Origin of the sequence: Marinomonas spartinae (assembly GCF_016461715.1) — a bacterium.
GTDB lineage: Bacteria > Pseudomonadota > Gammaproteobacteria > Pseudomonadales > Marinomonadaceae > Marinomonas > Marinomonas spartinae_A.
Genome location: NZ_JAEMUI010000001.1, coordinates 73,569 through 99,145, shown reverse-complemented (window position 1 = coordinate 99,145; position 25,577 = coordinate 73,569). Strand labels below are relative to the sequence as shown.

At 43.0% G+C, this 25,577-nt stretch carries 25 protein-coding genes and 1 tRNA gene; 11 read left to right on the top strand and 15 right to left on the bottom strand.

Annotation, left to right across the window (positions count from 1 at the left end; translation table 11 throughout):
- Nucleotides 1–10 precede the first annotated feature (10 nt).
- The 8 genes from flgG to JHD45_RS00405 form a co-directional block, all read right to left on the bottom strand.
- Nucleotides 11–796: a flagellar basal-body rod protein FlgG gene (flgG, locus tag JHD45_RS00440; protein ID WP_199473900.1), complete on the bottom strand. Its 786-nt coding sequence runs from the start codon at nucleotides 794–796 to the stop codon at nucleotides 11–13.
- A 69-nt stretch (nucleotides 797–865) separates the two neighbouring features.
- Nucleotides 866–1,606 (bottom strand): flagellar basal-body rod protein FlgF, encoded by a 741-nt coding sequence (flgF, locus tag JHD45_RS00435; protein ID WP_199473898.1) that lies wholly within the window; start codon nucleotides 1,604–1,606, stop codon nucleotides 866–868.
- Nucleotides 1,607–1,793: 187 nt separating this feature from the next.
- Nucleotides 1,794–3,494: a flagellar hook-basal body complex protein gene (locus JHD45_RS00430; protein ID WP_199473896.1), complete on the bottom strand. Its 1,701-nt coding sequence runs from the start codon at nucleotides 3,492–3,494 to the stop codon at nucleotides 1,794–1,796.
- Nucleotides 3,495–3,506: 12 nt separating this feature from the next.
- A complete protein-coding gene (locus JHD45_RS00425; protein ID WP_199473894.1) occupies nucleotides 3,507–4,262 on the bottom strand; it encodes a flagellar hook assembly protein FlgD in 756 nt (251 codons plus the stop codon).
- A 9-nt stretch (nucleotides 4,263–4,271) separates the two neighbouring features.
- Nucleotides 4,272–4,724: a flagellar basal body rod protein FlgC gene (flgC, locus tag JHD45_RS00420; protein WP_199473892.1), complete on the bottom strand. Its 453-nt coding sequence runs from the start codon at nucleotides 4,722–4,724 to the stop codon at nucleotides 4,272–4,274.
- Between the two features lie 5 nt (nucleotides 4,725–4,729).
- Nucleotides 4,730–5,125 (bottom strand): flagellar basal body rod protein FlgB, encoded by a 396-nt coding sequence (gene flgB, locus JHD45_RS00415; protein ID WP_199473890.1) that lies wholly within the window; start codon nucleotides 5,123–5,125, stop codon nucleotides 4,730–4,732.
- A gap of 303 nt (nucleotides 5,126–5,428) precedes the next feature.
- Nucleotides 5,429–6,259 carry a CheR family methyltransferase gene (locus JHD45_RS00410; protein WP_199473888.1) on the bottom strand — a complete coding sequence of 277 codons (831 nt, stop codon included), beginning with the start codon at nucleotides 6,257–6,259 and terminating at the stop codon, nucleotides 5,429–5,431.
- Nucleotides 6,260–6,333: 74 nt separating this feature from the next.
- Nucleotides 6,334–7,266 carry a chemotaxis protein CheV gene (locus tag JHD45_RS00405; protein WP_199473886.1) on the bottom strand — a complete coding sequence of 311 codons (933 nt, stop codon included), beginning with the start codon at nucleotides 7,264–7,266 and terminating at the stop codon, nucleotides 6,334–6,336.
- A gap of 171 nt (nucleotides 7,267–7,437) precedes the next feature.
- On the opposite strand from JHD45_RS00405, the gene flgA reads away from it, so the two are divergent.
- From flgA to JHD45_RS00375, 6 genes are all read left to right on the top strand, one after another.
- Nucleotides 7,438–8,130 carry a flagellar basal body P-ring formation chaperone FlgA gene (flgA, locus tag JHD45_RS00400; protein ID WP_199473884.1) on the top strand — a complete coding sequence of 231 codons (693 nt, stop codon included), beginning with the start codon at nucleotides 7,438–7,440 and terminating at the stop codon, nucleotides 8,128–8,130.
- 117 nt (nucleotides 8,131–8,247) lie between these two features.
- Nucleotides 8,248–8,562 (top strand): flagellar biosynthesis anti-sigma factor FlgM, encoded by a 315-nt coding sequence (flgM, locus tag JHD45_RS00395; RefSeq protein ID WP_199473882.1) that lies wholly within the window; start codon nucleotides 8,248–8,250, stop codon nucleotides 8,560–8,562.
- Nucleotides 8,563–8,600: 38 nt separating this feature from the next.
- Entirely contained in the window at nucleotides 8,601–9,080 is a 480-nt protein-coding gene (locus tag JHD45_RS00390) for a flagella synthesis protein FlgN (protein ID WP_199473873.1), read from the top strand.
- A gap of 448 nt (nucleotides 9,081–9,528) precedes the next feature.
- Nucleotides 9,529–10,545, top strand: coding sequence for a helix-turn-helix domain-containing protein (locus JHD45_RS00385; RefSeq protein WP_199473871.1), 1,017 nt, complete (start codon nucleotides 9,529–9,531; stop codon nucleotides 10,543–10,545).
- A gap of 231 nt (nucleotides 10,546–10,776) precedes the next feature.
- Nucleotides 10,777–12,198 carry an APC family permease gene (locus JHD45_RS00380; protein ID WP_199473869.1) on the top strand — a complete coding sequence of 474 codons (1,422 nt, stop codon included), beginning with the start codon at nucleotides 10,777–10,779 and terminating at the stop codon, nucleotides 12,196–12,198.
- A gap of 178 nt (nucleotides 12,199–12,376) precedes the next feature.
- Nucleotides 12,377–12,452: transfer RNA gene (locus tag JHD45_RS00375), tRNA-Arg, on the top strand.
- Nucleotides 12,453–12,567: 115 nt separating this feature from the next.
- Here the strand turns inward: JHD45_RS00375 and JHD45_RS00370 are convergent.
- The 4 genes from JHD45_RS00370 to JHD45_RS00355 are packed head-to-tail and all read right to left on the bottom strand — an operon-like array spanning nucleotide 12,568 to nucleotide 15,477.
- On the bottom strand, nucleotides 12,568–12,975 hold the full coding sequence (locus JHD45_RS00370) for an OsmC family protein (protein WP_199473867.1): 408 nt from the start codon (nucleotides 12,973–12,975) through the stop codon (nucleotides 12,568–12,570).
- A 37-nt stretch (nucleotides 12,976–13,012) separates the two neighbouring features.
- Nucleotides 13,013–13,825 (bottom strand): indole-3-glycerol phosphate synthase TrpC, encoded by an 813-nt coding sequence (trpC, locus tag JHD45_RS00365; protein ID WP_199473865.1) that lies wholly within the window; start codon nucleotides 13,823–13,825, stop codon nucleotides 13,013–13,015.
- 35 nt (nucleotides 13,826–13,860) lie between these two features.
- Nucleotides 13,861–14,889, bottom strand: a complete 1,029-nt coding sequence (trpD, locus tag JHD45_RS00360; protein WP_199473863.1) for an anthranilate phosphoribosyltransferase — start codon at nucleotides 14,887–14,889, stop codon at nucleotides 13,861–13,863.
- A 9-nt stretch (nucleotides 14,890–14,898) separates the two neighbouring features.
- Nucleotides 14,899–15,477, bottom strand: coding sequence for an aminodeoxychorismate/anthranilate synthase component II (locus tag JHD45_RS00355; protein WP_199473861.1), 579 nt, complete (start codon nucleotides 15,475–15,477; stop codon nucleotides 14,899–14,901).
- A gap of 303 nt (nucleotides 15,478–15,780) precedes the next feature.
- On the opposite strand from JHD45_RS00355, the gene JHD45_RS00350 reads away from it, so the two are divergent.
- Both JHD45_RS00350 and JHD45_RS00345 read left to right on the top strand, forming a co-directional pair.
- Nucleotides 15,781–17,112, top strand: coding sequence for a magnesium transporter (locus tag JHD45_RS00350; protein WP_199473859.1), 1,332 nt, complete (start codon nucleotides 15,781–15,783; stop codon nucleotides 17,110–17,112).
- Between the two features lie 72 nt (nucleotides 17,113–17,184).
- Nucleotides 17,185–18,357, top strand: a complete 1,173-nt coding sequence (locus JHD45_RS00345; protein WP_199473857.1) for a mechanosensitive ion channel family protein — start codon at nucleotides 17,185–17,187, stop codon at nucleotides 18,355–18,357.
- Nucleotides 18,358–18,495: 138 nt separating this feature from the next.
- On the opposite strand, the gene JHD45_RS00340 is transcribed toward JHD45_RS00345, so the two are convergent.
- Together JHD45_RS00340 and rpe are read right to left on the bottom strand one after the other, a co-directional pair.
- Nucleotides 18,496–19,176, bottom strand: coding sequence for a phosphoglycolate phosphatase (locus JHD45_RS00340; RefSeq protein WP_199473855.1), 681 nt, complete (start codon nucleotides 19,174–19,176; stop codon nucleotides 18,496–18,498).
- A complete protein-coding gene (gene rpe / locus JHD45_RS00335; RefSeq protein ID WP_199473854.1) occupies nucleotides 19,176–19,847 on the bottom strand; it encodes a ribulose-phosphate 3-epimerase in 672 nt (223 codons plus the stop codon). Before rpe ends, JHD45_RS00340 begins: the two co-directional genes overlap by 1 nt.
- A 136-nt stretch (nucleotides 19,848–19,983) precedes the next feature.
- On the opposite strand from rpe, the gene JHD45_RS00330 reads away from it, so the two are divergent.
- Nucleotides 19,984–21,081: a DUF3530 family protein gene (locus tag JHD45_RS00330; RefSeq protein ID WP_199473852.1), complete on the top strand. Its 1,098-nt coding sequence runs from the start codon at nucleotides 19,984–19,986 to the stop codon at nucleotides 21,079–21,081.
- Nucleotides 21,082–21,087: 6 nt separating this feature from the next.
- On the opposite strand, the gene djlA is transcribed toward JHD45_RS00330, so the two are convergent.
- Nucleotides 21,088–21,879, bottom strand: a complete 792-nt coding sequence (gene djlA, locus JHD45_RS00325; RefSeq protein ID WP_199473850.1) for a co-chaperone DjlA — start codon at nucleotides 21,877–21,879, stop codon at nucleotides 21,088–21,090.
- A 128-nt stretch (nucleotides 21,880–22,007) separates the two neighbouring features.
- Here djlA and JHD45_RS00320 point away from each other — a divergent pair, with 128 nt between their 5' ends.
- Both JHD45_RS00320 and JHD45_RS00315 read left to right on the top strand, forming a co-directional pair.
- On the top strand, nucleotides 22,008–24,296 hold the full coding sequence (locus JHD45_RS00320) for an LPS-assembly protein LptD (protein WP_199473841.1): 2,289 nt from the start codon (nucleotides 22,008–22,010) through the stop codon (nucleotides 24,294–24,296).
- Nucleotides 24,297–25,574 (top strand): peptidylprolyl isomerase, encoded by a 1,278-nt coding sequence (locus tag JHD45_RS00315; RefSeq protein ID WP_233407469.1) that lies wholly within the window; start codon nucleotides 24,297–24,299, stop codon nucleotides 25,572–25,574.
- Nucleotides 25,575–25,577: the final 3 nt, after the last annotated feature.

Here is a 25,577-nt window from a genome sequence, read left to right as displayed (position 1 = left end):
TCCACTTATCCTAGAGCTGCTGAATTGCAAAGCTCATCATACCATCGGCAGAAGAAATGACTTTAGAGTTCATTTCATAAGCGCGTTGTGTCGTAATCATATTCACTAATTCTTCAATCGAATTGACATTAGATGCTTCTAACATACCCTGCCCAAGAGAACCCAATGCGTCAGTACCTGGTGCCCCCACAATTGGCGGTCCACTAGCATTGGTTTCAGTGTAGAGATTCCCCCCAATGGCATCCAAACCAGTTGGATTCACAAAACCCGCTAAATTAATCACACCAACTTGCTGCATATCCGTCACGCCTTTTTTCTGCACCGAGACCACTCCGTCCTTAGCTATATTGATGCTGGTCACATCCGGGTCGATCTGAATAGGCGGCTGCACCACCAGCCCATTTGCTGTGACAAGCTGTCCAGTGCTACTCAGTTGAAAACTGCCATCTCGCGTGTAAGCCATCGTGCCATCAGGCTGTAAAACCTGAAAAAAGCCGTTGCCTTGAATTGCGACATCCAGTTTTCGACCTGTCACGTTAAAATCCCCATTAGAAAAGTCTTTTTGAGTGGCATCCACTTTCACCCCTGTCCCTAACTGCAATCCAGATGGCAGTTCGGCATTTTGAGCACTTAATCCACCTGGTGCTCGCTCCGTTTTGTACATCAGATCTTCAAACACGGCACGGTCTTTTTTAAACGCCGTAGTTGAGACGTTCGCTAGGTTGTTTGATATTACATTCAGTTGTTTGTCCATGGCCGTTAAGCCAGTTTTACTTACCCAAAGTGCTGAATTCATATAAGCCTCTTTGCAAATTAAATAGCGCGACTGTAATCGATCAACGGAGATAGTTAGCGCGAAAAGCGATTATGCCCTTTGTAAAATTCTCGAAGACGCAGCACTGTCTTCTCGAATGGTATTCATCATTTTAATATTCATTTCAAAGCGACGAGACAGATCCATAATATGCGTCATTTCTTCCACCGCATTCACATTACTCCCCTCCACAAAACCGGAGGCAACCTGCGTATTTAAGTCTTGATTAAAAACCTTCCCATCTTTACTGTGAATCAAGCCATCTTCGCCTTTACGTAAATCATCAGGGTCAGGATTCACCAGCTTAAGCTGACCAATAACGGCAACCTGATTTGCCGCTCCCCCTTGTGGAATAATTGAAATAGAGCCATCAGAGGTAATCGTCAGACTCTGCAAAGGCGGCAAAAAAATGGGGCCATTAACTCCAGCCACAGGTAATCCTGTGCCCGTTACCAATTGCCCTGCGGCATTAATTTGCAGGTTGCCATCTCGAGTATAGGCTTCTTGTCCTTTTGAGTCGTAAACAGTTAAAAAGCCTTTGCCTTTGATCGCTACATCTAGGTTACGCCCTGTTTGAATCATGCTTCCTGGGGTAAAGCGCGTACCTGGATTCTCCGTCATGGCATAGACACGGCTTGGATAGTATTCTCCGTAAACCTGCATCGCTCGTGCCTGCTCAAAGTCAGCGCGAAACCCTGTCGTGTTGACGTTTGCTAAGTTATTCGCATGAATAGTTTGGGCGTTCATTGTTTCGACACCACCACTCATTGCTAGATACAACGCTCTATCCATTACACCCTCTCGTTACGCATTTTTACCATCTAATCACTTACTATCAAGAATCATACCAAGTTTGAAATCGTTCCAATCCATTGATATATATAGTTTTAATAAAAAAACTACCAAAGATAGGCGAAAATAAGGCAAAAAAAAGCCGAAGTGGGCAACCACTCCGGCTAGAAACATCTCTTTTATATCATTAACGCAAATTAATGATAGTTTGCGTGACCGTATTTTCTGTCTCTAACGTTTTACTATTTGCTTGGTAGTTACGTTGCGCTTCAATTAGAGCAACCAACTCAGAGGTAAGATCCACATTGGACTGCTCTAATGCTCCGCCTTGGATTCCCCCCAAGGTACCACTATTAGGCCGACCTACATTTGCTTGGCCAGAATTAGAGCTTGCCACCCAGGCGGTATCACCCGCTGGCGTCAAACCATCTACGTTATCGAACGACGCCAAGGCAACCTGACCAAGAACAGACGTTTGTTGGTTTGTATAGGTGGCTTTCAAGTTACCATCTCGATCAAACGAAACCCCTTGTAACTCCCCGGCAGTATAACCATTTTGCTCAAAGTTATCGGTACTCGCCAAAGCAAACTGAGTCGATCCAGCAAGGTCAATAGGCATAATAGCGTCACGATTCGTTGGATCAAAACCTGTAATTTCTAGATTAACAGGTTGTGGGGTTCCAAAAGGAGGAATCCCTTGGAATGTACCTTGGTATTTACCCGTAGCATCAAACTTCACCATACTGTTTTTCGGCAAAAACGGTTTTTCTTCGCCCGTAATCGGATCGGTATAGCTTTCCTTTCCATCAACCGTCGCTCTCACTTCATATGTATTATCTTCACCCTGTTGAATAAAGTAATAGCCCAAGGTATGAGTCTGTCCTAACGAATCATAAATGTTCTTGGTATTGCCATAACTGTATGATTTCGGATTATTCGGATCAAACGCAGGTCGTGCCACTTGTTTAGGCTCACGCAAGTCCGCTGGCGCCAAACCACCAGTAATCGCCACCCCACCCAATGTACCACTGACAGCAATCGGCGTTTGCGACATGGTGGAGATCGTCGCCGTTGTTGGCTCAGTATTCCCCAGATATAAAAGTTGAAAAGGTTTTTCTTTAATCCCATCGCCGTTGTAATCGGTATTACCTTCGGCATTATTAAAGGTCGCGTAGGTAGGTGGCATAAATGCAGCACCAGTATCGTCTTTGGTTTTACCGTCTACCGTCGCATAAACACGATAGGTATCAGGATCCTTACCTTTTGCATAATAGTAACTGATAATATGGTTGTTACCATTTGCATCGGTTACCGTTTGGGTTTGAGTATAGTTATAAGTATCTGGGTTTTTAGGATCAAAATCCGCACGAATATAAGGCGGAACATCTTCACCTTCCGAGTTTAAATTTAATTTAAGCTTTACATCTGACGTCGCTTTAGGAGGGATTCGCTCCGTAGGCACCACCAAATCCTCTAAATTACCGCCTAAAATACCATTTTTTGCGTTGTAACCTTGCACTTTTTGACCAGTATTCGTCACCAAATTACCATCAGCATCCAATTTAAAATCACCCGCCCGAGTATAAGCTTGGGTGCCGTCTGGCTGCTTGATAACAAAGAACCCCGTGCCATCCACTGCCAAGTCTAAATTGTTATCTGTGTATTTCAAATTACCAGAAGAAAATTCTTGCGCAACTTTAGATACTCCCACCCCCGAACCAATGGAGTTGTTACTGCCTGCTCCTAACACATTAGTACTATATAGATCATCGAACTCGACACGAGACTTTTTAAAACCTGTTGTATCCGCGTTAGCGATGTTGTTACCTGTTACATTCAAGTAATCAGCGGATGCCTTGATGCCTGATAACGCTGTATTAAATCCCATAATCTGCTCCGGTTAACCTAATATTTCCAATTTGTTAGTCAGTTTAATCTTTCCATGATTCTCGACATTTAACATAGTACCGTCTTTGCCATTAATTGTTACGCCCTGAATACGAGCGGGTAATTGAATGGGCATAGCAGCTACCTGACCTTTTTCGTTGACAGATGAAGCGGCAAAATGATATTCACCAGGTGGCAATTCTTTACCTTGATCATCTTTTCTATCCCACTTAACATCATTTTCTGTCAATTTTTGCGTACGAACCAATTTATTATTGGCATCGAAAATCTTTAGCTCTGCGGAAGTAGAGTCTTTAGGAATATCTGTTTTAAGGTCAATAGAATGCTGCGCATCACTTACTGAGAGCTTATTCCCAGGCATCAATAGCGATTTACCCACCAAACTAGACGCACCCAGCGCTTGGTTGGATGTAAGAGCCGTTGTCATATTCTTGAGTTGGTCTGAAATGCCAGATAACTTTTCCAAAGAACTAAATTGTGACATCTGGGCCACCATATCATTGGTGTCTTGCGGTGCCGTTGGATCTTGATTTTTAAGCTGTTGAATATACAGCTTTAAAAATACGTTTTTATCAGCCAGGCCTTTTGTCGGATCTTTTTTTGGGTCTTTTACATCATGCGCACCCGCAGCAGCTGGATCCTTGACCCCATCCTTATTTGCACTTTTCTTCAAGCTCGCTTTCGCACCATCTGTGCCGTACTGAGCAATCAGATTTTTTAAACCATTATTATCAGATATATTTGCCATACATCACCCCTATGATGACTGTCCAAGCGTGAGCATTTTTTGCATCATGCTTTTGGCTGAATTCATAATATCGACATTCGTTTGAAAAGAACGCGATGCAGACATCATATCGGCCATTTCTTCGATCGGATTAACATTTGGGTAATAGACATACCCTTTATCGTTTGCCATTGGGTTATCCGGTTCATACCTCGGTTTAAGCGGCGCAGAAGACTCCACAATACCATCTACTTTGACGCCAACTCCCGCACCACTATCATCGTCAGTGGTATCTCCCCAGCCATTATCCTTCATGGAATTAACCATCATCTCAGAGAAAACAGGCTTACGAGCTCGGTATGTTTGATCTGCAGAGCTTGCCGCACTGTCAACGTTTGCCATATTACTCGCCACTGTATTTAAGCGAATGGTCTGGGCACTCATCGCAGACCCTGCGATATTAAAAATATTACCTAAAGACATACTGATTAGTTCCCGCTAAGTGCTTTTTTCATACCACTGATTTTTCTATCCAAAAACATAAAACTGGTATCAAACTGCAGAGAATTCTTAGCGTATTCTGCTTTTTCTCTTTGCATATCAACCGTATTACCATCTAAAGAGGGCTGACTTGGGTTACGATACAAAAGGCCATTATCGCCATCACCAAATTCACTCACACCATTTATATGTCGCTTATTATCTACCGCTAAATACAGTTTGTTTTTCTCATTGCTAAACATGGAGTCGAAGGTAATGTCTCTGGCTTTGTAGTTTGGCGTATCCGCATTGGCGATGTTGTTTGCCAATACAGCGGCGCGAGCACTGCGAAACTCCAGCATTTTGTCATGCCCTGCAAATGCTTGTTCAAATGATATAGCCATACTTCTCTCTTCATACAATGATCAAACGTACAAATCAAAAAGCAATAATAGTGCCAAAATAAAAAACAATTTAAAATCAAATACTTATGAGTTTTTTATTTGTTATCGGCAAAAAGCGGCAACATGACATCCCCCATAACGGCGAGTCAAAGCAAAGAGGAAAAAGGGCACGAATATAAAAGGCCCTTCTTGGCATAATAGCAAAAAGGGCCTTCGAAAAGATCGTTTTCAATAAGGGGGATATACGCGGCACACTGCCTATTATCGGCAAAATAGCAACAAAGAAGCCTTGTTAATTGTTTGTTATTTTGCCCTATAGACAATCCCTGGATGACATTGAACAATCTCAAACAAGTCGGATAAACCACTTAAGGCTTCAGACCCTCCAAGAAACAAGTAACCACCAGGATTCAAAGCGGCATGCATTCGCTTCAAGATATCCAACTTCAAATCTGCGGTAAAATAGATCAGTACATTACGACAAAAGATGACATCAAACTTACCAAGTCCTGAAAATGAATCAATCAGATTCAAGTAGCGAAAGTCGATACGCACGCTCAAAGAAGGCTTCACCTTCCATGTGGTATTATTAATTTTATCGAAATACTTACGCTGCATGTCATCGCCTAACCCACGAGCAATGGCTAGGCTATCATACTCACCTTGTTTAGCATGCTGCAAAATATTGGTACAAATGTCGGTCGCAATAATTTTTTCGCCAGGCCTTAACACACCAGGGCGTGAAGCTTTGAACTCTTCTATCACCATACTAATAGAGTAAGGCTCTTGCCCTGTAGAAGAAGCAGCCGACCAAATTTTCAGAGGCGACTTGGTCATTTCAGGTAAAATTTTCTCTTTCAGGATTTTAAAAGGATGGGAGTCACGAAACCATAAGGTTTCATTGGTCGTCATCGCATTAATCACTTCTTCTTTTAATTTTGCATTGCCGGCACGTTCAAGAACATCAACTAACTGTTCTATTTTATTAAAATTTTCTCTTTCTAAGATCTTCCCTAACCGACTTGCCACTAAGTACTGTTTATTATCACTTAATGAAATGCCACATACTTTTTGAAGAAAATCTCGAAACCTTAAATAGCCGTTTGGTGTTATTGCATTCGTACTACTGAGCATTAGAACTCCTAAAACAGCAGCTAAAAGGATCAGACACAGCGCTAAATATCATCAAAACCACATCACGCTTACACTCAATCATCGGATTGTATCTTTACTGTTTCGATTGCTAAGCGTGCTAGCTCATCTGGTTGGAACTTAGCCAAAAAGCCATCTGCTCCAACTTTTTTTACCATAGCTTCATTAAACACACCACTTAACGATGTATGAAGTAGAATAAACAAATCTTGTAACCGACTGTCATTACGAATGGCCGTGGTTAAGGTATAACCATCCATCTCTGGCATCTCAATATCAGAGATAACCATTGCAAACTCTTTGGTAACATCCGCCCCATCCGCTACTAAACCTTGCAGATAATTAAGGGCTTCACGACCATCATTCAAAACCGTTGTCGCAAAACCCACTTGCTCCATACAGCGCTTAATCTGCTTACGGGCAACAGAGGAGTCATCCACAATCAAAATATGATGCTGCTTAGCACTATTTTGGATGCCCACATTGATGATACCATCCGAAATATCCTGACGAGTTGGCGCCACTTCAGACAAAATCTGCTCTACATCAATAATTTCAACCATTTCTTTGTCGACTTGGCAAACTGCCGTTAGGTAGTTGTCGTTGGACAAGCCTTTTGGCGGTGGCTGAATATCGCTCCAGTTCATATTGACAATACGTTCAACGCCACGCACCAAGAACCCTTGAATACGACGGTTATATTCAGTAATGATGACAAAACATTGGGCAATGTTTTCAATCGGACTGGCCCCTGTCGCAAGCCCCAAATCTAAAATGGGAATGGTTCCGCCACGAATATGAGCCACACCTCGCACAACAGGACTACTGTGAGGCATGGAAGTTAGCTTAGGACACTGCAATACTTCTTTCACTTTAAACACGTTAATGCCATATATTTGCTTGCCATTTAAGCGAAAGAGCAGCAATTCCAGGCGGTTCTCCCCAACAAGTTGGGTACGCTGATTAACGCTATCGAGAACACTGGCCATAAAGCCTCCTATTGTGTATTCGTAAATTCAGTATTCACTGAAACTAATTAATATTAAAATATATTGTCAATGATAGAGTGATTTTTGCTATTTTACTAATACCTTATAGTAACTCAATGTACTAAATGCGCTAGCTGGGAATGTCCCCACTAGTAACTAAGAGAGTAAACCATGCGACTAACAAGGCTACTGCTAGCCTTCTTTTGCCTTCAGGCCAGCACCACGTTTGCTTCGTCAATAGAAGACCAAGTCCAAAACTACATCAATAATGTTGAGATTCCTCGCTTATCAGGTATTTACCCTGATGCGTCGGTGTCCATTACCCTTAACAATAAAATCTCGCTTAGTTACCTGCCAACTTGCAAAGACAAACACATCCAAATAAAAAATCAGCGCCCCAGCGCTTCAAAACGCACCACCTACTCTATTAGTTGTAACAATCCGATGTGGAAGTCTTACCTCCCTGTCACCCAGAGCATTTTAATACCGGCTTTTAAAACGCTCGAACCCATTAATAGAGGGCAAGCTTTTACCAAGCAAAACATTGGCATTGGCAATGTCGATTTAACGAATTTAAGAGGCCAAGTATATACACCCCAAGATCCGCCTTATGGCCTTGTTGCCTCCCGAAACTTACGCATTAACACCTTTATTTCCGATGATGTTACCCAAAAGCCCACCCTCATAAAAAAAGGCAATCAAATCCTCATCACAGCCCAGAGCGGCAACATTGTGGTTAAAATGAACGGCATCGCTCTACAAGATGGTGTTGAAGGCCAACAAATACGAGTTAAAAATACCAGTTCAGGTAGAATAATATATGCAAAAGTTGTAACGGACAGTGAGGTTCTTGTAAACTACTGAGCATTCTTTAGTCTGATTTGGTTTTTTTATATCGACATTTACGCGAAGTTTAACTAAAGTTTTACGGGCAACGGTCGTTAACAGAGACAGATAAATTATTTAAGGCGGTAAACCCCCATGGCAATACACTTTACAGGGTTATCCAATCAAAGCAACGTCACGAAAAGCGAGCGTGCGACAAAGGACGATGCGAGCAAACACTCTGTTGATACCTCATCGAACCCTGGCTCTAGTAGCTTAATGGCTGCGGATACAGTTAAGCTCAGTGGCACAGCAAAAACACTGAAACATCAGGAGTCTCGCATCAATAGTATGCCAGAAATTGATCAGGAGAAGGTAGACCGTATCAAAAACGATCTAGCCTCTGGCAATTATAAAATAGATACCCAGAAGCTTGCTCATAACATGGCTTCTATGGATTCATTGTTCTAGACTATAAGGCTCTCTTATAGTCTAACTCGGTCAGTTTTATGATCCCTATCGAACCGGTTTTTACCAGAAGCAAAGAAATCCTTACGGAGCTTGTAACGCTTTTGGATAATGAGCGCTCAGCATTTGGTCAATTAGACAACCAAAAAATCGTTCAAATAGCAGAACAGAAAAGAACACTGCTCGATGAAATGAGCATGTTGAACGAACGTCGACTCAATATTCTGATTAAATTTGACATTTTGGACAGAGATAATCCTCTCGAAGACGACTTTAAGACTTGGCTTAAAAACCAAGACAGCTCTATGGATGATACACGTTTATTGATCTCTGAATGCGAGACTCTGCTAACGACTTGTAAAACCAAAAACCAAACTAACGCCCGTATCCTTCACACTCTCCAAAAACGTAACAAACACCTTTTCGAGCTATTGCAAGGACACAACAGTAAAAATAAAGTGTACACAGCACGAGGCTCAACCCAACCTGTCAGCAGTAAGCACACTTTAGGCCGCGCCTAAACATTGCAGTCTACCTACAAAATCACCTATTTAACAATGTGATAAAGTGCACCTAAAAATGGGTAAAAAAGAAACGAAAGTGCCCTTTTATAAAGCATATATTGGAAAACCTGCACAAAAAACAAACAACATTGACCCAGATCAAATCAAACATAAATTTCTCAAAATATGAGAACATATTAGATTTTAAATACTAAATCGCTTTTCAAAAACCACCAAAATCTTACTTTTTTAACTTCAAAACCCCAGTAAAACCAATGATTAAACAACTATCTAGAATATAGTGGTTTATCCACCTCCCTTTCGTCTTCATCGTTTAGCCTTGTCTGTCAGACCAAAAAACATACTTCCTTACATGCTCATCATCTTCCCTTATAGAAGCCATTGGCCTGTATTTTGCTTCGTTTACACAACAACACAATATAGTGATGAAAAAGAGGTAATGTCTATGGTGGCGGAACATCTTACTAACGGCTTTCGTAGTGAATCAGGTATTCATGAAATAACAGCACACAGCCAGATCCTAAGAGAGTGCCATCTCAATTATGAACAACTTTCGACAGGCCGGTTTGAGGGCTCTCTTAAAGAGCTTTGGCTGGAAGGCATACAAATTTACGAAGAAAGCCTATCGAGATCCGTTTTTCAATATGGTGAATCCAGAAAAAACTCACTAAGCTTTTCAGTATTTAATCAACTCGACAGTGAGGCCCGTTGGCTGGGAAAGCCCATACAAAAAGATGATGTATCTTGGTGTGGTTTTCAAGAAGAGCTGATGCTACAAACGCCAGAGAACTGTAGCTTACTGGTCGTTAGTGTGCCCGAGGAACTTCTCTCTGACTTAACAGACAACCCCTACCCTAAAGTTGGAGCACTCACCAACAAAACTCTTGTTCAAGGTTTCAAGCATGAGTTTAATTCGATACTCTCTAATATGAACCAACATTCGTTATTGTTTAATCAACCTGCCGCCATTAAGCAATTTAAAAGCGACATACGAGAGCTGGTAATGCTGCTTTTTCAGGCACAAGAAAAAAGTCCTGAAAAAAGAAATATCTCGCGACAAAAAGCACAGCAAATAGTGTGTCAGGCTAGAAAAATTGTTTTGGAACACCCGGAGACGCCCCTAAACGTCGATGAACTTTGCAAGATAACATACACTTCTCGTCGGGCACTACAAAACTGCTTTTTAAGAGTGACAGGTCAAAGTCCTGCTACTTTTTTAAAAAACATACGACTCAATGCCGTTAGACGAAGCATGCTAAATGACCCCCATGACAATATTTGTAACATTGCATCGCAATGGGGTTTTTGGCATCTTTCTCAATTTACTTGCGACTACAAGCGACTATTTGGAGAGCTGCCATCACAAACATTGAGTGCGCTTCGCCTCACTCACAAAACACGCCAATCATCACATACCAAAAGAAGCCGTCTAACAAGCAGCGTCGGTAATACTCTCATTTAATTTGTAACTCGCCCTGAGCAATTTCTTACTCATCAAAATGGACTTTGATACCACATAAGAGTCTTATTTTACACCACTAAAAAAGCGAAAAAACACCACAAACAACCAATTAAATTCTCATTTTATGATAATTTAATTAAAACCTAAAAAAAAGTGCCGATTTTTGATAACACACTTTCTCGCCACTAAATAGACTAAATATATCCATCATAATTAAAATAGGAACACGCAATGGAACATCCTAAATTGAAAAAAGAGAGCCTAGGGCTCTGGTCAGTCGTTTTTTTCGTTATTGCTGCAGCTTCACCTTTGACGGGGGCTGTTGGTGCGCTACCTATCGCTTTTATGGCGGGAAATGGTCCCGGTATTCCAGGCATTTACGTCGTTGCGGGGATCTTATTGACCCTATTTAGCTTTGGTTTTATCGCCATGAGCCGTCACGTCGTTAACTCAGGAGCGTTCTACTCATATATAAGTAAAGGTTTAGGCCCCTCAGTTGGCTTAGGGGGATTTTCTATCGCGATGCTAGCCTACTTATCCATGGTTTTTGCCGTAAGCTCTCTATTTGGCTTTTTTGCTAGCATTTTCTTATCTAGCAATTTCGGCATTGACGTTCCTTGGTGGGTATTAGCCGTCGCGAATCAGGTTATCGTGGTCGTACTTGGTATTGCCAAAGTGGAAATTGGAGGAAGAATCCTAGGTATTTTGATGCTTCTTGAAGTGGCCATCATACTATTAGTTGACTTCACCATCGTCAAACAACCCATTACCATGGAATTCTCGTCTTTTTCACCATCTGTTATATTTTCAGGCAATGCAGGTGTCGGACTCATCTTTGCCATCTGTTCTTTTATCGGGTTTGAAGCCTCCGCCATTTATTCAGAGGAATGCAAAACACCGGAAAAAACCATTCCTCGCGCCACTCTCGTTGCTGTAACTGTTATTACTATATTTTATGCCTTCACAGCATGGGCAATTGTTCAGTATTTAGGTGCGGCTAACGTGGGTGCCGTCGCAGCGAAAGACCCTGGTATGTTTATTTATAATATGGCCGATAAATTGCTCGGCAACTGGTCAAGCCAAGTAATGTCTGTTTTGCTGATCACAAGTTTATTTGCCGCGACTCAGGCCTTTCATAATACGCTTGCTCGTTACTTATTTTCGTTAAGCCGTGACGGCTTATGTTGGTCTAAGTTTTCAATTTTACACAAAAAATACCATACACCTTATATTGCCAGCCTCGTCCAAGGCGTCGTAATAATAGGAGGTCTACTTTTGTTCGTCGCTATCGGCCTTGACCCAATGGCAAATATTTTTGCATGGTCATCTGCTCTTGGTGCCATGGCAATCTTAGTCCTACAATGTGCCGTTTCACTTGCCGTGATTGCATTTTTCATGAGAAACCGTTCTTTAGAAGCTTCTCTTTGGAGTCGCTTAATTGCACCGGTGATGGCAGCAATAGGAATGGTCATTTCACTCTATATGGTTGTCAACAACCTTGATGTATTAAGTGGGTCTAACTCACCCGTGGTCTCTGTATTACCGTACTTAGTAGTCGCCTTTGCTGTTGGGGGCTTTTTCACCGCCAAATGGCTACATAAAGCAAACCCAGAACGATTTGCTAACATGGCTAAAGTGGTAGAAACTCTGTAACGTTTTCACTCACCGCTGTTCCCTCCCTTATGGACGCGTCATTACTAATAAATGCCGCGTCCATTTTTTTACCTATATAGAAAGATTTATAAAAGGTAAAAACATTTATAAATCAATGTTTTTTCTTTCATAAATTTGAGTTCAAGACAAAAATCAGGTATAAACTCCCATACAAAATGTCCCCTTAGTTCAGTAGGATAGAACGAGGACCTCCTAAGTCTTAAACGTGAGTTCGAATCTCGCAGGGGACACCAAACTATCTCATTTTCTACCCCGTTAGGGTAAAAATTGAAAACAAAAAGAGCGACTAATGGCCGCTCTTTTTGTTTTCAACACTGTCAATCGATAATCGCACTCTATAAATACATATTATTGTGCTTCAATTACTTCAAAACTGTGCACAATCTTCACGCCGCCTTTTTCCAACATCAAAGACGCAGAGCAATACTCTTCTGCCGACAGTTTTACCGCTCGCTCAACAACACTTTCTTTTATGCCATGGCCTGTGACCACAAAGTGCACACGGATCTCAGTAAAGACAGCTGGTACGGCATCCGCACGATCGGCATCGATATGCGCCACACAAGAAACAACGTCCTGACGAGACTTTTTAAGAATATTCACCACATCATAGGAGGTACATCCACCCAAGCCCGCGAGCAATAACTCCATTGGGCGAGCGCCAGCCGTTTGATTGCCGTCAATCTCTAGCGTATGACCAGAGCCCGTATTGGCGGTAAAATGCACATCTTCTTTCCAAACTACACTTGTTTTCATGCTTTTCTCTCAATTCATCTTATACAGGTCAGAGTAATTATTTAAATAACTCTGCCAATTTATCACCAGGTTCATCAGCTCGCATAAAGGCTTCACCAACCAAGAAGGCATGAACATCATGTTCGCGCATTAACGCTACATCCTCACGGGTATGGATCCCACTTTCCGTCACGATCAAACGATCACTCGGCACACCTTTTATTAAGTCCAAGGTATGATTTAAGCTCAATTCGAAGGTATGCAAATCGCGGTTATTAATCCCTAATAACTCTGTTTCAGTGTAGTTAAGCGCCAAATCCAGCTCTGCTTGATTATGTACTTCCACCAGCACATCCATGCCAAGCTCTCTTGCCAAGGCATCCATAGACCGTAACTTTTCCCCTTCTAGGCACGCAGCGATTAACAAGACACAATCAGCCCCAATAGAGCGTGCTTCAAGGATTTGATATTCATCCATCAAAAAATCCTTACGAATCACAGGTAAGCGGCAGGCGCCACGCGCCTCAACCAAATACTCTTCGTGTCCCATAAAGAAGTCATGATCAGTCAAGACAGACAAACAGGCAGCACCACCTTGCTCATAAGAACGTGCTATTTGCGCAGGTTGAAAGTTCTCACGTATGACCCCTTTGCTAGGTGACGCTTTTTTCACTTCAGCAATCACACCTGCGTTACCTGTTGCAATTTTCTGACGCAACGCCTTAACAAACCCCCGGGCAGGATTATGTACATTGGCGACAGACGCCGCCACTTCCAAGTCCGCATAAGACGTATGGCTCTTTCGTTCTTCTATTTCCTCGTATTTACGAGACACAATCTTTCTTAAAATAGTCGGTGTTTCAGCTTTCATAATAAACTAATCCTCTCGCTATCACGCTTGCCTCATTACTTCATAAAGTAGCGAGTAAAGCTCGCCAATTCAGACATCTTAATTTTTGCTAACCCACCACCAATCATATCTTCCGCCATCGACACACCTTCCTTTAGGCTATCAGCAACGCCACAAACGTAAATCGCAGCCCCTGCATTAAGCGCCACAATATCACGGGCTGGATTTATTTTACCCTTGCCGTCTAATGCCATTTTTAAAAGCGCTAAGCTTTCTTCCGCGTCTTTTGCTTGAACTGAATCTAATGATTGCAAAGGAATGCCAAAGGTTTCAGGCGTAATAGTGTATTCGCTGATCTCACCCGCCTTCAGTTCAGCTACATGAGTGGGCGCAGCGATACTGATTTCATCCAAACCATCTTCTGAATGAACAACCATAACGTGCTCACTTCCCAAGGCTTTAAGCACTTCCGCAATCGGTCGAACCAGCTCTTTAGAGAAGACCCCTATTACCTGACGCTTGGCATTTGCTGGGTTTGTTAGAGGCCCTAATAAATTAAAAATCGTTCGTGTGGCCATTTCCTTGCGCGGGCCCACAGCATGTTTCATTGCTGTATGATGATGAGGGGCAAACATAAAACCCAGGCCGATCTCACGAATACAACGGGCAACTTGCTCCGCATCCAAGTCTAAATAAATACCCGCCTGCTCCAACACATCAGCACTACCCGATTTGGAGGAAACAGAGCGGCCACCATGTTTAGCTACATTGCCGCCTGCGGCAGCCACAACGAATGCCGACGCCGTAGAAACATTAAATACATTCCCACCATCGCCGCCTGTGCCACAAGTATCAACCACATTATCTAGAGAAATATCCACTTTAATAGACAGCTCACGCATCACTTGTGCCGCCGCAGTAATTTCAGCGACGGTCTCACCTTTCATTCGAAGGCCAATCAAAAAACCGCCAATTTGCGCAGGCGTCGTCATCCCTGTCATGATGTCGTGCATAACAATACGCATTTCATCACCCGTTAGATCTTGGCGATTTACAACAGCTGCAATTGCTTTTTGGATATCCACCCAACTCTCCTATCGTGTCAAAAAATTTGCTAACAAGGCATGCCCAGCCTCGGTTAGTATGGATTCAGGATGAAATTGCACCCCTTCAATGGGCAAGCTCTTATGGCGTATTCCCATAATTTCTTCACATTCACCTGCCTCATTTTGCGTCCACGCCGTCACTTCAAGACAATCGGGCAATGACAATTCATCAATCACTAGAGAATGATAACGTGTCGCAATCTGTGGATTTGGAACACCAGAAAACACAGAGGTATGATTGTGATAAATCAAAGATGTCTTACCATGCATGACATTTTTAGCACGAATCACATCCCCACCAAAGACCTGACCAATACTTTGATGGCCTAAGCAAATACCTAAAATAGGAATTTTGCCTGAAAATGCCCGAATAGCCGCCATCGAAATGCCCGCTTCATTAGGAGTACAAGGTCCTGGGGAAATCACCAAATGGCTTGGCACTAATGCAGCGATTTCTTCCACCGTGATTTCATCATTACGATACACCTGCACATCCGCCCCTAGTTCACGAAAATATTGCACAAGGTTGTATGTGAAGGAGTCATAATTATCAATCATCAACAACATATAGACATTCAATACTTAATTTGATGACATTGAATCAATATCATTGTTTAAACAACCTCTGTTCGTTTTCAGTATCGCTCGCAAACGAATAGAGAAACAAGCGTTAAGATAAGCGGATTCTACCAAACCCTGCTTATCTTGGCTCACTTTTACGTTAAGATTTCCATTAGCTGAATGTTACCATCGTGCTATTGCCATCTCTTTGCAAAAAGTACACAAGAAAACTCGCCCCGTTTGAATCCATCCTAGTTATACTGCACACTCAATTACTTAGTTGCTATGTTGATTCGTTAAGGACTCTTTGTGCACAGCCAAGTTTCAGATTTAATTGAACTTTTCATTCAGGAAGGACACTCTTCCGAATCCGTTGGCAAGGCCATGCTTGAACTCACGCCAGATGATGTTGCTTTGGCCCTTGAGTCGATTCCACTCGCCCAACGAACCCAAGCTTGGCAGAGCATTAAACAAGCAAACCGCTTAGACATTTTGGTTGAAATGCGCGGCGAGTCTCGACAACTGTTGCTAAGAGAGTTAGATGACGCCGATATAGAGCACTTATTTGCGGATGCCGAAGCAGAAGATTTACTCGAAATCGCCGACTCTCTGCCTGATCACTTAGTCGATCTCGCACTCAGTCAAATGGATTCCAAACAACGTGAGTACTACCAACAAGGTATCGTTTACGATGATGAGTTGGTCGGACGCTGGATGGATCACGAGTTACTGATTATTTCTCAAAGTGCGCGAGTCTCTGAAGCCATGCGCCTATTAAAAAAAGCCACACCAAATTATACGGAAATGATCTATTTAGTGAACCGTACTGGCCGCTGGGTCGGCTGCGTTCCCTTTGACAAACTGCTCAAGGCGCAACCTCATGAACCTATCTCCAGCCTAATGGATGAAGATTGCCCTTTTATTTTAGATACAACGAACCTAATAAAAGCGGCTGAGCAGCTAGAACGCTCAGGCTTATCCGCATTGCCTGTTGTCAACGAACATCAAGTACTACTGGGTCGCCTTCACGCAGGGTTAGCGCTGGAGTCCCTGCGCCTTGAAAACGAAGCTCAACAAATGTCGACGGCAGGTTTAAATGAAGAGTCAGACCTATTTGCTCCGGTCAAACGCAGCGCTAGCACTCGAGGTATTTGGCTAGGCATTAATTTATTAACGGCTTTTCTTGCTTCGTCTTTCATCGGGTTATTTGAGGCCACCTTGCAACAAGTCGTAGCATTAGCCGTGTTAATGCCTATTGTCGCCTCGATGGGCGGCATTGCTGGCAGTCAAACACTCACGCTCATTGTGAGGGGTTTGGCTTTAGGACAGATAACCCGAAGCAACTTCAAATCCCTGCTATTAAAAGAACTTAAAGTCGGCGGATTAAATGGCGTCCTTTGGGCTATCGTCATTGGACTTGTCACACTTTGGTGGTTTGACAATCCAATGCTTGGCATAGTGATTGGATTAGCCATTATCATTAATATCATCATGGCGGCATTTTCTGGCGTTGTCATTCCTGTGCTATTAGATACGTTTAAAATCGATCCAGCCCTCTCGGGATCCGTCATTTTAACCACTGTGACCGACATTGCGGGATTCGTTGCTTTCTTAGGACTTGGCACCATGTTACTGCTTTAACCGTTACAACTTTAAGTGTATGGCTTATGCCCTTGCCATTATGCGAACACGATTTTTAAAAGGAAAAACACCATGACTTGGCATACTTTACAGACCTATCTTGGCTTAGGTGATTCAAACATGCATTGGGTAGTGCGCGTTTTTATCGCCGTGCTGATCACTTTGTTTTTAAACTTTATAGTGACCAAGATTCTTATACATATCGAACACAAAATGGAAAAAACCAAAACGCCTTGGGACAACGTGCTAATCAATGCCGCACAAAAACCCATTGGTATGTTTATTTGGTTAGCCGGCTTATCGATTGCTGCCGAAATTTCGGGGACTGAAATCGATCAGAAGCTTTCCTCTTTGATATCTTCCATACGCGCCGTAGGTGTAATCGCTATTATCACCTGGTTTGTTTTACGCCTTATCAAAGAAGCCGAAAACACGCTTACTACGTCTTCAAAGGTAAAAAGCAAAGTCGATTACACCACCGCCAGCGCCATCAGTAAACTACTGCGAGCCTCAGTCCTCATTACCGCCTTATTAGTGATTTTACAGTCTCTTGGCTATAGCATTTCTGGGGTGCTCGCCTTCGGTGGCCTCGGGGGGATTGCCGTTGGCTTTGCCGCCAAAGATTTATTAACTAATTTCTTTGGTGGTTTAGTGGTCTACCTCGTCCGACCTTTTGCCGTCGGTGATTGGATCCGTTCACCTGATAAAAACATAGAAGGAACAGTCGAGAACATCGGCTGGCTTCAAACCCGCATTCGTACCTTTGACAAACGCCCACTTTACGTCCCCAATTCCACTTTTTCGACCATCTCGGTGGAGAACCCATCGAGAATGTCTCACCGCCGTATTAATGAGACAATTGGGGTTCGCTATGATGATTTCAGCCAACTCCCTCAGATCATTGCCAGCATTAAAGAAATGGTAAGCCAACATCAGGATTTAGATACCAATGAAACCTTCATGGTCAACTTTAACGAGTTTGGAGGATCTTCATTGAATTTTTTTATCTATGCGTTTACCAAAACCGTCGACTGGAAAACCTATCACGATGTGAAACAGGACGTACTATTCAAAGCGATGGAGATTATCGGAGAGTATGGTGCTGAAGTCTCCTTCCCAACCACGACCTTGCATATAGCACCTGATAGCCAGATGACGTTAGTTAAGCCATCCAAAGAAGACAAGAGTGCCTCTCAAAACGAACACAAATCAGAAGGAAGCGAAAAAGATTCACAACGTCAATGATGATGTGGACTCCATCCACCACTTTTGCCATAAAACAATGCCGAGCAAGTCGCTTGGCATTGTTTTTTGATATGTCTATTTTTGATTCGCCTACTGTCGACGAGGTAATGACCTTATTGACATAAAAATATCAGCAGATCAAATGAGCAATTCTGTTAAGTCATCTATTACGGCATCTGCTCCGAGCGAAACAAGATCAACACCTTGATGATAACCATATGTGACCAGGGCACAACGAAAGCCTGCGCTACTTGCAGCTCGATAATCCGTAATAGAATCGCCAATCATTAAGCAGTTTTCAGGTTTAGCCTCAATGGCATCACTACAATGCAACAAAGGCATAGCGGATGGTTTATGTTCTTCTAAGGTATCGCCCCCCAGAAACCAAGCAAAATGTTCCGTTATCTCAAAACGATCTAAAATTGGCTTAATAAAACCACTCGGTTTATTGGTAATCAGAGCGATAGGTACATTTTGATGTTTAAAGGCTTTGAGTAAGGCTTTTACATTAGGATAAAGTTGCGTGTTATCAGCCACGTGAGCATGATAATGTTGCAAAAACGCTTTATAAGCTTCTTCGTAATGATCACGATCAAGTTGTGCCCAATCTAACGCTTGCTCAATCAATTTTTTGGAGCCAAAACCCACCCAACCACGAACTCGTTCTTCGCCTGCTCTATTTGCCCCTAATGCGTTTAAAGCAACATCAACAGCCTCAGCAATATCGGGCACGCTGTCAACCAAAGTACCATCAAGGTCAAGGCAGACTAACTCCGGCCAACCATCAAACCAGGCTTTAAAATGCTTCGGTGTTTTCATTAGCGTACTCTCGCCAATTCAGCGCGCATGTTACTAATCACAGCTTGATAGTCATCTTTGCCAAAAATAGCCGACCCTGCCACGAATGTATCCGCTCCAGCCCGCGCCACTTCCGCAATGTTTTTCTCACTAATCCCACCATCCACTTCTAAACGGATGTTATAACCACTGGCGTCGATCAAGGCTCGCGCCTCACGGATTTTATCCAATGTTGAAGGGATGAAAGATTGACCACCAAATCCAGGGTTGACCGACATTAAAAGAATCATGTCGATCTTATCCATCACATGCTTCAAATCATTCAATGGTGTGGCAGGATTAAACACTAATCCTGCTTTGCAGCCGCCATCTTTAATCATCTGCAAAGAACGATCAATGTGCTCACTTGCTTGAGGATGGAAAGTAATACTAGAAGCCCCAGCTTTAATAAACTCTTCAATCATACGATCAACGGGTTTGACCATCAGATGAACATCAATATCAGCCGTCACACCGTGATGACGTAGCGCTTTACAGACCATCGGCCCTATCGTTAAATTAGGAACGTAATGATTATCCATCACGTCAAAGTGAATCATGTCAGCCCCAGCCTCTAATACTTTATCCACTTCTTCGCCTAAACAAGCAAAGTCAGCAGAAAGAATAGATGGGGCAATGATAAAATCATTCATATCTGGCTCCAGCAATGACAGAATAGAAACAGTAGGACTTAAGCACGATGCAACAAACTCGTCATCCATCGAGCGTAAGGACACACAGTAAAAGATCGTTTATTCTAACAAGGCAAATGACATAAGTATTGAAACAATGAAGAAAAATATTCCCCCATCGCGAATTCTTTTACCAACCATAATCATCTTATTGTCATCGAATCTATTCGCTGCGACAGACTCCCAAACCAATCCAGCAAATCCAGCCACGACACCAGCCACATCCAAACAAGCGACATCTCCCACAAAAAATAACACCAATAGCACGACGGCCAACGATAAAAGGGTCATGCCAACACCACAGAGAAGCCGCATCCAAGCCTTGGAAACCCGTTTAGAGCAAAATCAACAGGCTCATCAGATCAATATTCTTAATGCCGATAACACACCGTTTTTAACCCTCTATCAAGAATCACAAACTCGCGACACAGAAGGTTGTGTGATTTTACTGCCTTCCGATAACGAACACCCAGATTGGCCAACCGTGATCGCCCCCCTTAGAAATGCGCTCCCGCAGTACAGCTGGTGCACCATTTCAATGGAAATCCCAGATATTACGCCACGTGCCAATGCCATTACGGACTTTCCACAGCCATCGTTTCCGACCACAGGCTCTAACACATCGAACACTGACACGACAGCGACCAAAAGCAATACCAATAGTAATGCGAAAGACAAGAGCGAGTTACCCAATCAGAAAGTGGTGTTTGACCGCTTACAAGCGGTCATAACGGAGGCTAAACAAAAAGGGGCCAAACAAATTGTACTCGTCGGTTATGGAACGGGGGCCGCTTATGCCATGACTTATCTCGCGACAAACCCCAAAGCCGCAAACGCCCTAGCGATTATTAACGTAGACACAGCAAAGCCAATCACAGATTACCAATTAGCCCAACAAATACGGCAAATCAATGTACCTATATTAGACTACTACTATGGCCAATCCATGGCACTCAAACGTTTCGCGCTCTGGCGAACACAGGCAGCCAATAAAAGATCAGACAGTAATCTCAACTATGTACAAATGGATGCATTCGCCGAAACCAAAAGAACCATGGATGGAAGACTGATACTCATTCAATATGTTCGTGGCTTTTTAAAACAAAACACTCAGCAAAAGGAGCAACTACAGTCCCTACCAGATTATGATAAAGGGCTTTTTTATAAAAGCCCTGCCGATGATGGAACAGAATAACCACTCCTACTTACGTGATTTTCTAATCAGCTCGTAAGCGGCTTGTATTTCTTGTGTTCGCTCTTTAGCGTGTTCAATCATTTCATCCGGCAAACCTTTAGCACTGAGTTTGTCCGGATGGTTTTGGCTCATTAACTTGCGATAGGCTTTTTTGATTTCCGCGTCACTCATGTCCGCTTTCACACCTAACACGTCATAAGCGGCTTTTAGTAAATCTTTAGAATCCTGCGCATTGGCAGAGGATTGGTAGCCTTGACGAAAGTGCGTTTGCTGCTTCACTTGGATATGTAAGGCTTCGAATTCGGCAACCGATACCCCTAAATAAGCACACACTTGAGAAACAAGGGATTTTTCTTCAACACTGAAATGCCCATCAGAGTAGGCTGAGATTAAGAGAATCTCAATCAAAGTACGGGTCAAATCCCCAGGCCCAACCACTTCTCGAAAGTGAGTAAGCACCGCAGTCAAATCAAAACTTGCAGACTTTCCTTCATTAAAAAATTGACGAGCTTGCTCTTGGGCAGCAGGGGAAAGACGTAACCTTTGCATCACCGCTTGCGCCAATTGGATCTCTTCTTCTGTCACTCGACCGTCAGATTTTGCCAATCTTCCCATTAATAAGAAGAGTGTACGAAAAAAAACTTCTTGCTGTTGGCGAATATTAGAACGAGTGCCGGCTCCCATAAAAGCACCGCCTCGTTGCCCTCTATCTAGCATGGCGCCTACAATTAAGCCAATTAGGCCGCCTAAAAAACCCATTAAGAGAGTGCCGAGAATTGCACCGACCAATTTCCACATAAAGATATTTCTCCAGAATCGGTAGCCCCTAGAGGCCTGCTTAGATTATCATTTGCCAACAACATGGACCCGTATAAGGGAAGAGTCCAATTTGGGACAATCACTATTTACCAACAAGTATACCCTGCATGGTTAAGTATTTACGTATTTACGCTTTATTTTTTCAAACTCTTTTCGTCATTCCACTGGCGCACGCTAGCCAAGTGACAAAAGAAAATCAATGGGATTGGGTGCCGAGAGAATCACTCCCCAAAGCCCAACAAGAGCAAATAAGCCGATATTGTCAAGGCACTTATGTAGATCATTGGAAACCCACAAACAGCCTTGATACCAACCTCAATGCTAAGACGATTTATCGTGATAAGTCGGGGGTTGTCCATTTAATCGGTGATGCTGAGGTCATCAAACCGACATCCACATTGCAGGCAAATCAGATCGAAGGGGTGCCAGGTAAGTACTATAAAACCAATGGCAACATCATCTTACGCCAAAAAGGCCAAGTTATTCGTGGAACCAGTGGCTACATATCCAACGACAATGACTCGCCAACGGAGTTTGTGGACGCAAAATTCGTCAGTATTGCAACGGGGCAACGAGGCGCAGCAAAATCTTTATTGCGTAGTAAAAATGGCATTATCTTTATTTACCAAGGCTACTACACCACCTGTGAACCAACGGAAGATAGCTGGAAGCTTTATGGCAATTCAATAGAACTTAACCCAAAAGCCGGATTTGGTACCGCAGAAGACGTACAATTACGAGTTCATGATATACCGGTATTCTATTTCCCTTGGCTACGCTTCCCCTTAACAAGCGCTCGCCAGACAGGTTTTTTATTCCCGACTTTCGGCTTCTCTGGAAGCAAAGGCCTATCCCTGTCGACACCATTTTATTGGAATTTGGCCCCCAACTATGACGCAACCATCACCCCCAATATTGTCACCAATGAAGGGAATGGACTTGATCTTGAAATTCGCCATTTAAGCAAATACGGTTTAACCACCTATGAGCAATCCACCTTTGACGAACATAAATCTTTCGACTCTTCAAGACCTGCGGATGGCGCGCAAACGCTACTGAAGTTCAAAACCGACCAACAGTTTACCAACAATATCTCTTCTGGATTGTTGTACGAAGACAACCCGACAGAAAACAAGTACCCAGATGTCAACTCAACGTCCATCAAGCAAAAGGACAATTACGAGCGAAGTGCTTACCTAGGTTTTAACAGTGGTAATTTTAGCAGTAAGGCCATCATCCGTACTTACCAAACACCGGATCCGACCCTAGACAAACCATTTGATTGGAAACCACGCATAGACTCCTCATACCGCTACGCTACCACTTATTTAAACTACAGTGTGGATGGTCAGTATACGGATTTTTACGACCCAGATGAAAACAACTTCGATGGCAAACGAAGCGTATTAAACCAAGATATCTCGTTAAATTTAAGCAATGCTTGGGGAACCTTCTCACCAGGGGTGTTATTAAATTACCGTGATTATCAAATTCATAATTACAAATCCCCTGATTACGATACCAGCTTAAACCATGCATCGGTTTATTTTGATTCTAGCGTGGTGTTTGAACGCCCGTTATTAATCGACGGCTCCATATGGCGACAAACCTTAGAGCCTCGTTTAAGCTATCTAAACTCGCCTTATAAAGATCAAAGCTTGATTCCAAACTTTGATGCCAGTGTGCCAACCCTTAATTATTCTCAAGCCTTTAGCCATCAACGGTTCAATGGTAATGACCGAGTGGGGGACACAGAGCAAGTAACATTGGGTATTGAAAGCCGACTTTATGACGGTCAAAATCGCCAGCGGTGGGCATTTAAACTAGGACAAGTTCAATACCTGAAGGATCGTTACGTCAACATAACAGGAGCAACCAGCCAAAACACACCTGTTGATACTGAAAATCAGAGCCCCTTACTCGGTTCCGTCACTTACACTGGCAGTAACCGTTTTAGTCTGACAGGAAATGTAAATTATGATGTCAACACGCACAAATCCAACCTCGCTCAAGTTATCATTAAGACGAGACCAGCCGATTATGTGCGATTAGACATGAGCTATCTCTATACTGTTGGCAATGAAGACCCAACCAATGATGCAAAACAGGCGAATGTGAGCACCATTTTCCCTGTTAGTCAGGATTGGTCGATGTATCTACAACGTACCTATGACTTTTTTAAACACCAGAAAACCAAAGATGTTGCCGGGGTTGGTTATGAAAACTGCTGCGTGAAAGTATCATTGAGTTACCAAGAATGGTTGAATGACAACAGTGATATGGAACGCGGCGTGTTCCTACTCTTTAATTTACGCAGTTTGAGTACCGTTGGGCAGAACAGTGGAGAGCCTAGTGTCGCCCAAGACTATTGGAATAATGGACAAGTTGGATATTAAATGATGAAGTTGTTTTCCCTAATATTAAGCGCATTTCTCTTTATCGCGCCTTTTCAATCGCTCTACGCGGCGACTAACAACGATGGCCTAACCAAAATAGATGGTATTGCCGCCATTGTTGATTCAAGTGCCATTCTAGACAGTGATATTCAAGAACGTTTTGATGTGGTTAAAAACCGTGTGCTTGGCGGTATAATGACGCCCAACATTCGCCGCCAAATTCTTAATCAATTGATCGACGAAACACTAATGGCGAATTATGCCACGGATGTGGGCATGCAAGTTTCCAGTTCTGAAGTCGATCAAGCCATTCAAGGCGTTGCAAAGCGTATGAACTTGGATCTTGCTGGCCTCAAGAATGCGTTAAAGCAACAAGGGATTGACTACAGCCGCTATCGAGCCCAAATCAAAAAAGAAATTTTGATCAACGACATTAAGCGAGAAATCATTCGCAAACGTATCTCGATCACAGATCAAGAAATTAATGATTACTTGGCGGCTAATGCTGATCAGACCAAAGACAAAGATGAAGTTCACCTCTACCAAATTTTGATTCGTGCCGCTAACCCGGATGAGGCTAAAGCGAAAATTGAAGCCATTGCGAAAAAAATTCACTCCAAAAAGGATTTTATGAATCAGGCCGTTGCTAATTCTGATGGTCAATTTGCCATTGAAGGCGGGGATCTAGGATGGCGCCCTCTTAATCAATTACCCCCTCTATTCGTTAAAGCCATTGCTGGCAAAAAAGATGGTACGCTCGTTGGCCCACTTCAAAGCCCCGCGGGCTTCCATTTGCTATGGGTTGACGGCAAACGTTCAGCATCACAAACGATTCAACAACAAACAGAAGTCAGCCATATATTGCTCCGTTCCAACGCTATTCGTGATGAAGCCCAAACAAAAGCCTTAGCGGAACGTCTCTACAAACAGCTTAAAGATGGTGCCGACTTTGCCACACTGGCGAAAAAATACAGTGAAGATGAAGGCTCTACCTTACAAGGCGGTAGTCTAGGGTGGGTCTCTCCGGGCACCATGATTCCCAAGTTCCAGCAGGAAATGGATGAAACGCCAGTCGGTCAAATCAGTCACCCCTTTAAAACCCAGTTTGGCTGGCATATTTTGAAAGTCGAAGCCCGTCGTAAAGAAGATATTAGTCAAAAGGTTCTGCAAGCTAAAGCCCGCGAAGCGCTCATCGCCCAAAAACAAGATGCCGTTCTGAGCAACTGGCTTGGTGAACTCAAAGCAGATGCCTTTATTGATATCAAAGAGGGAAACTAGCTC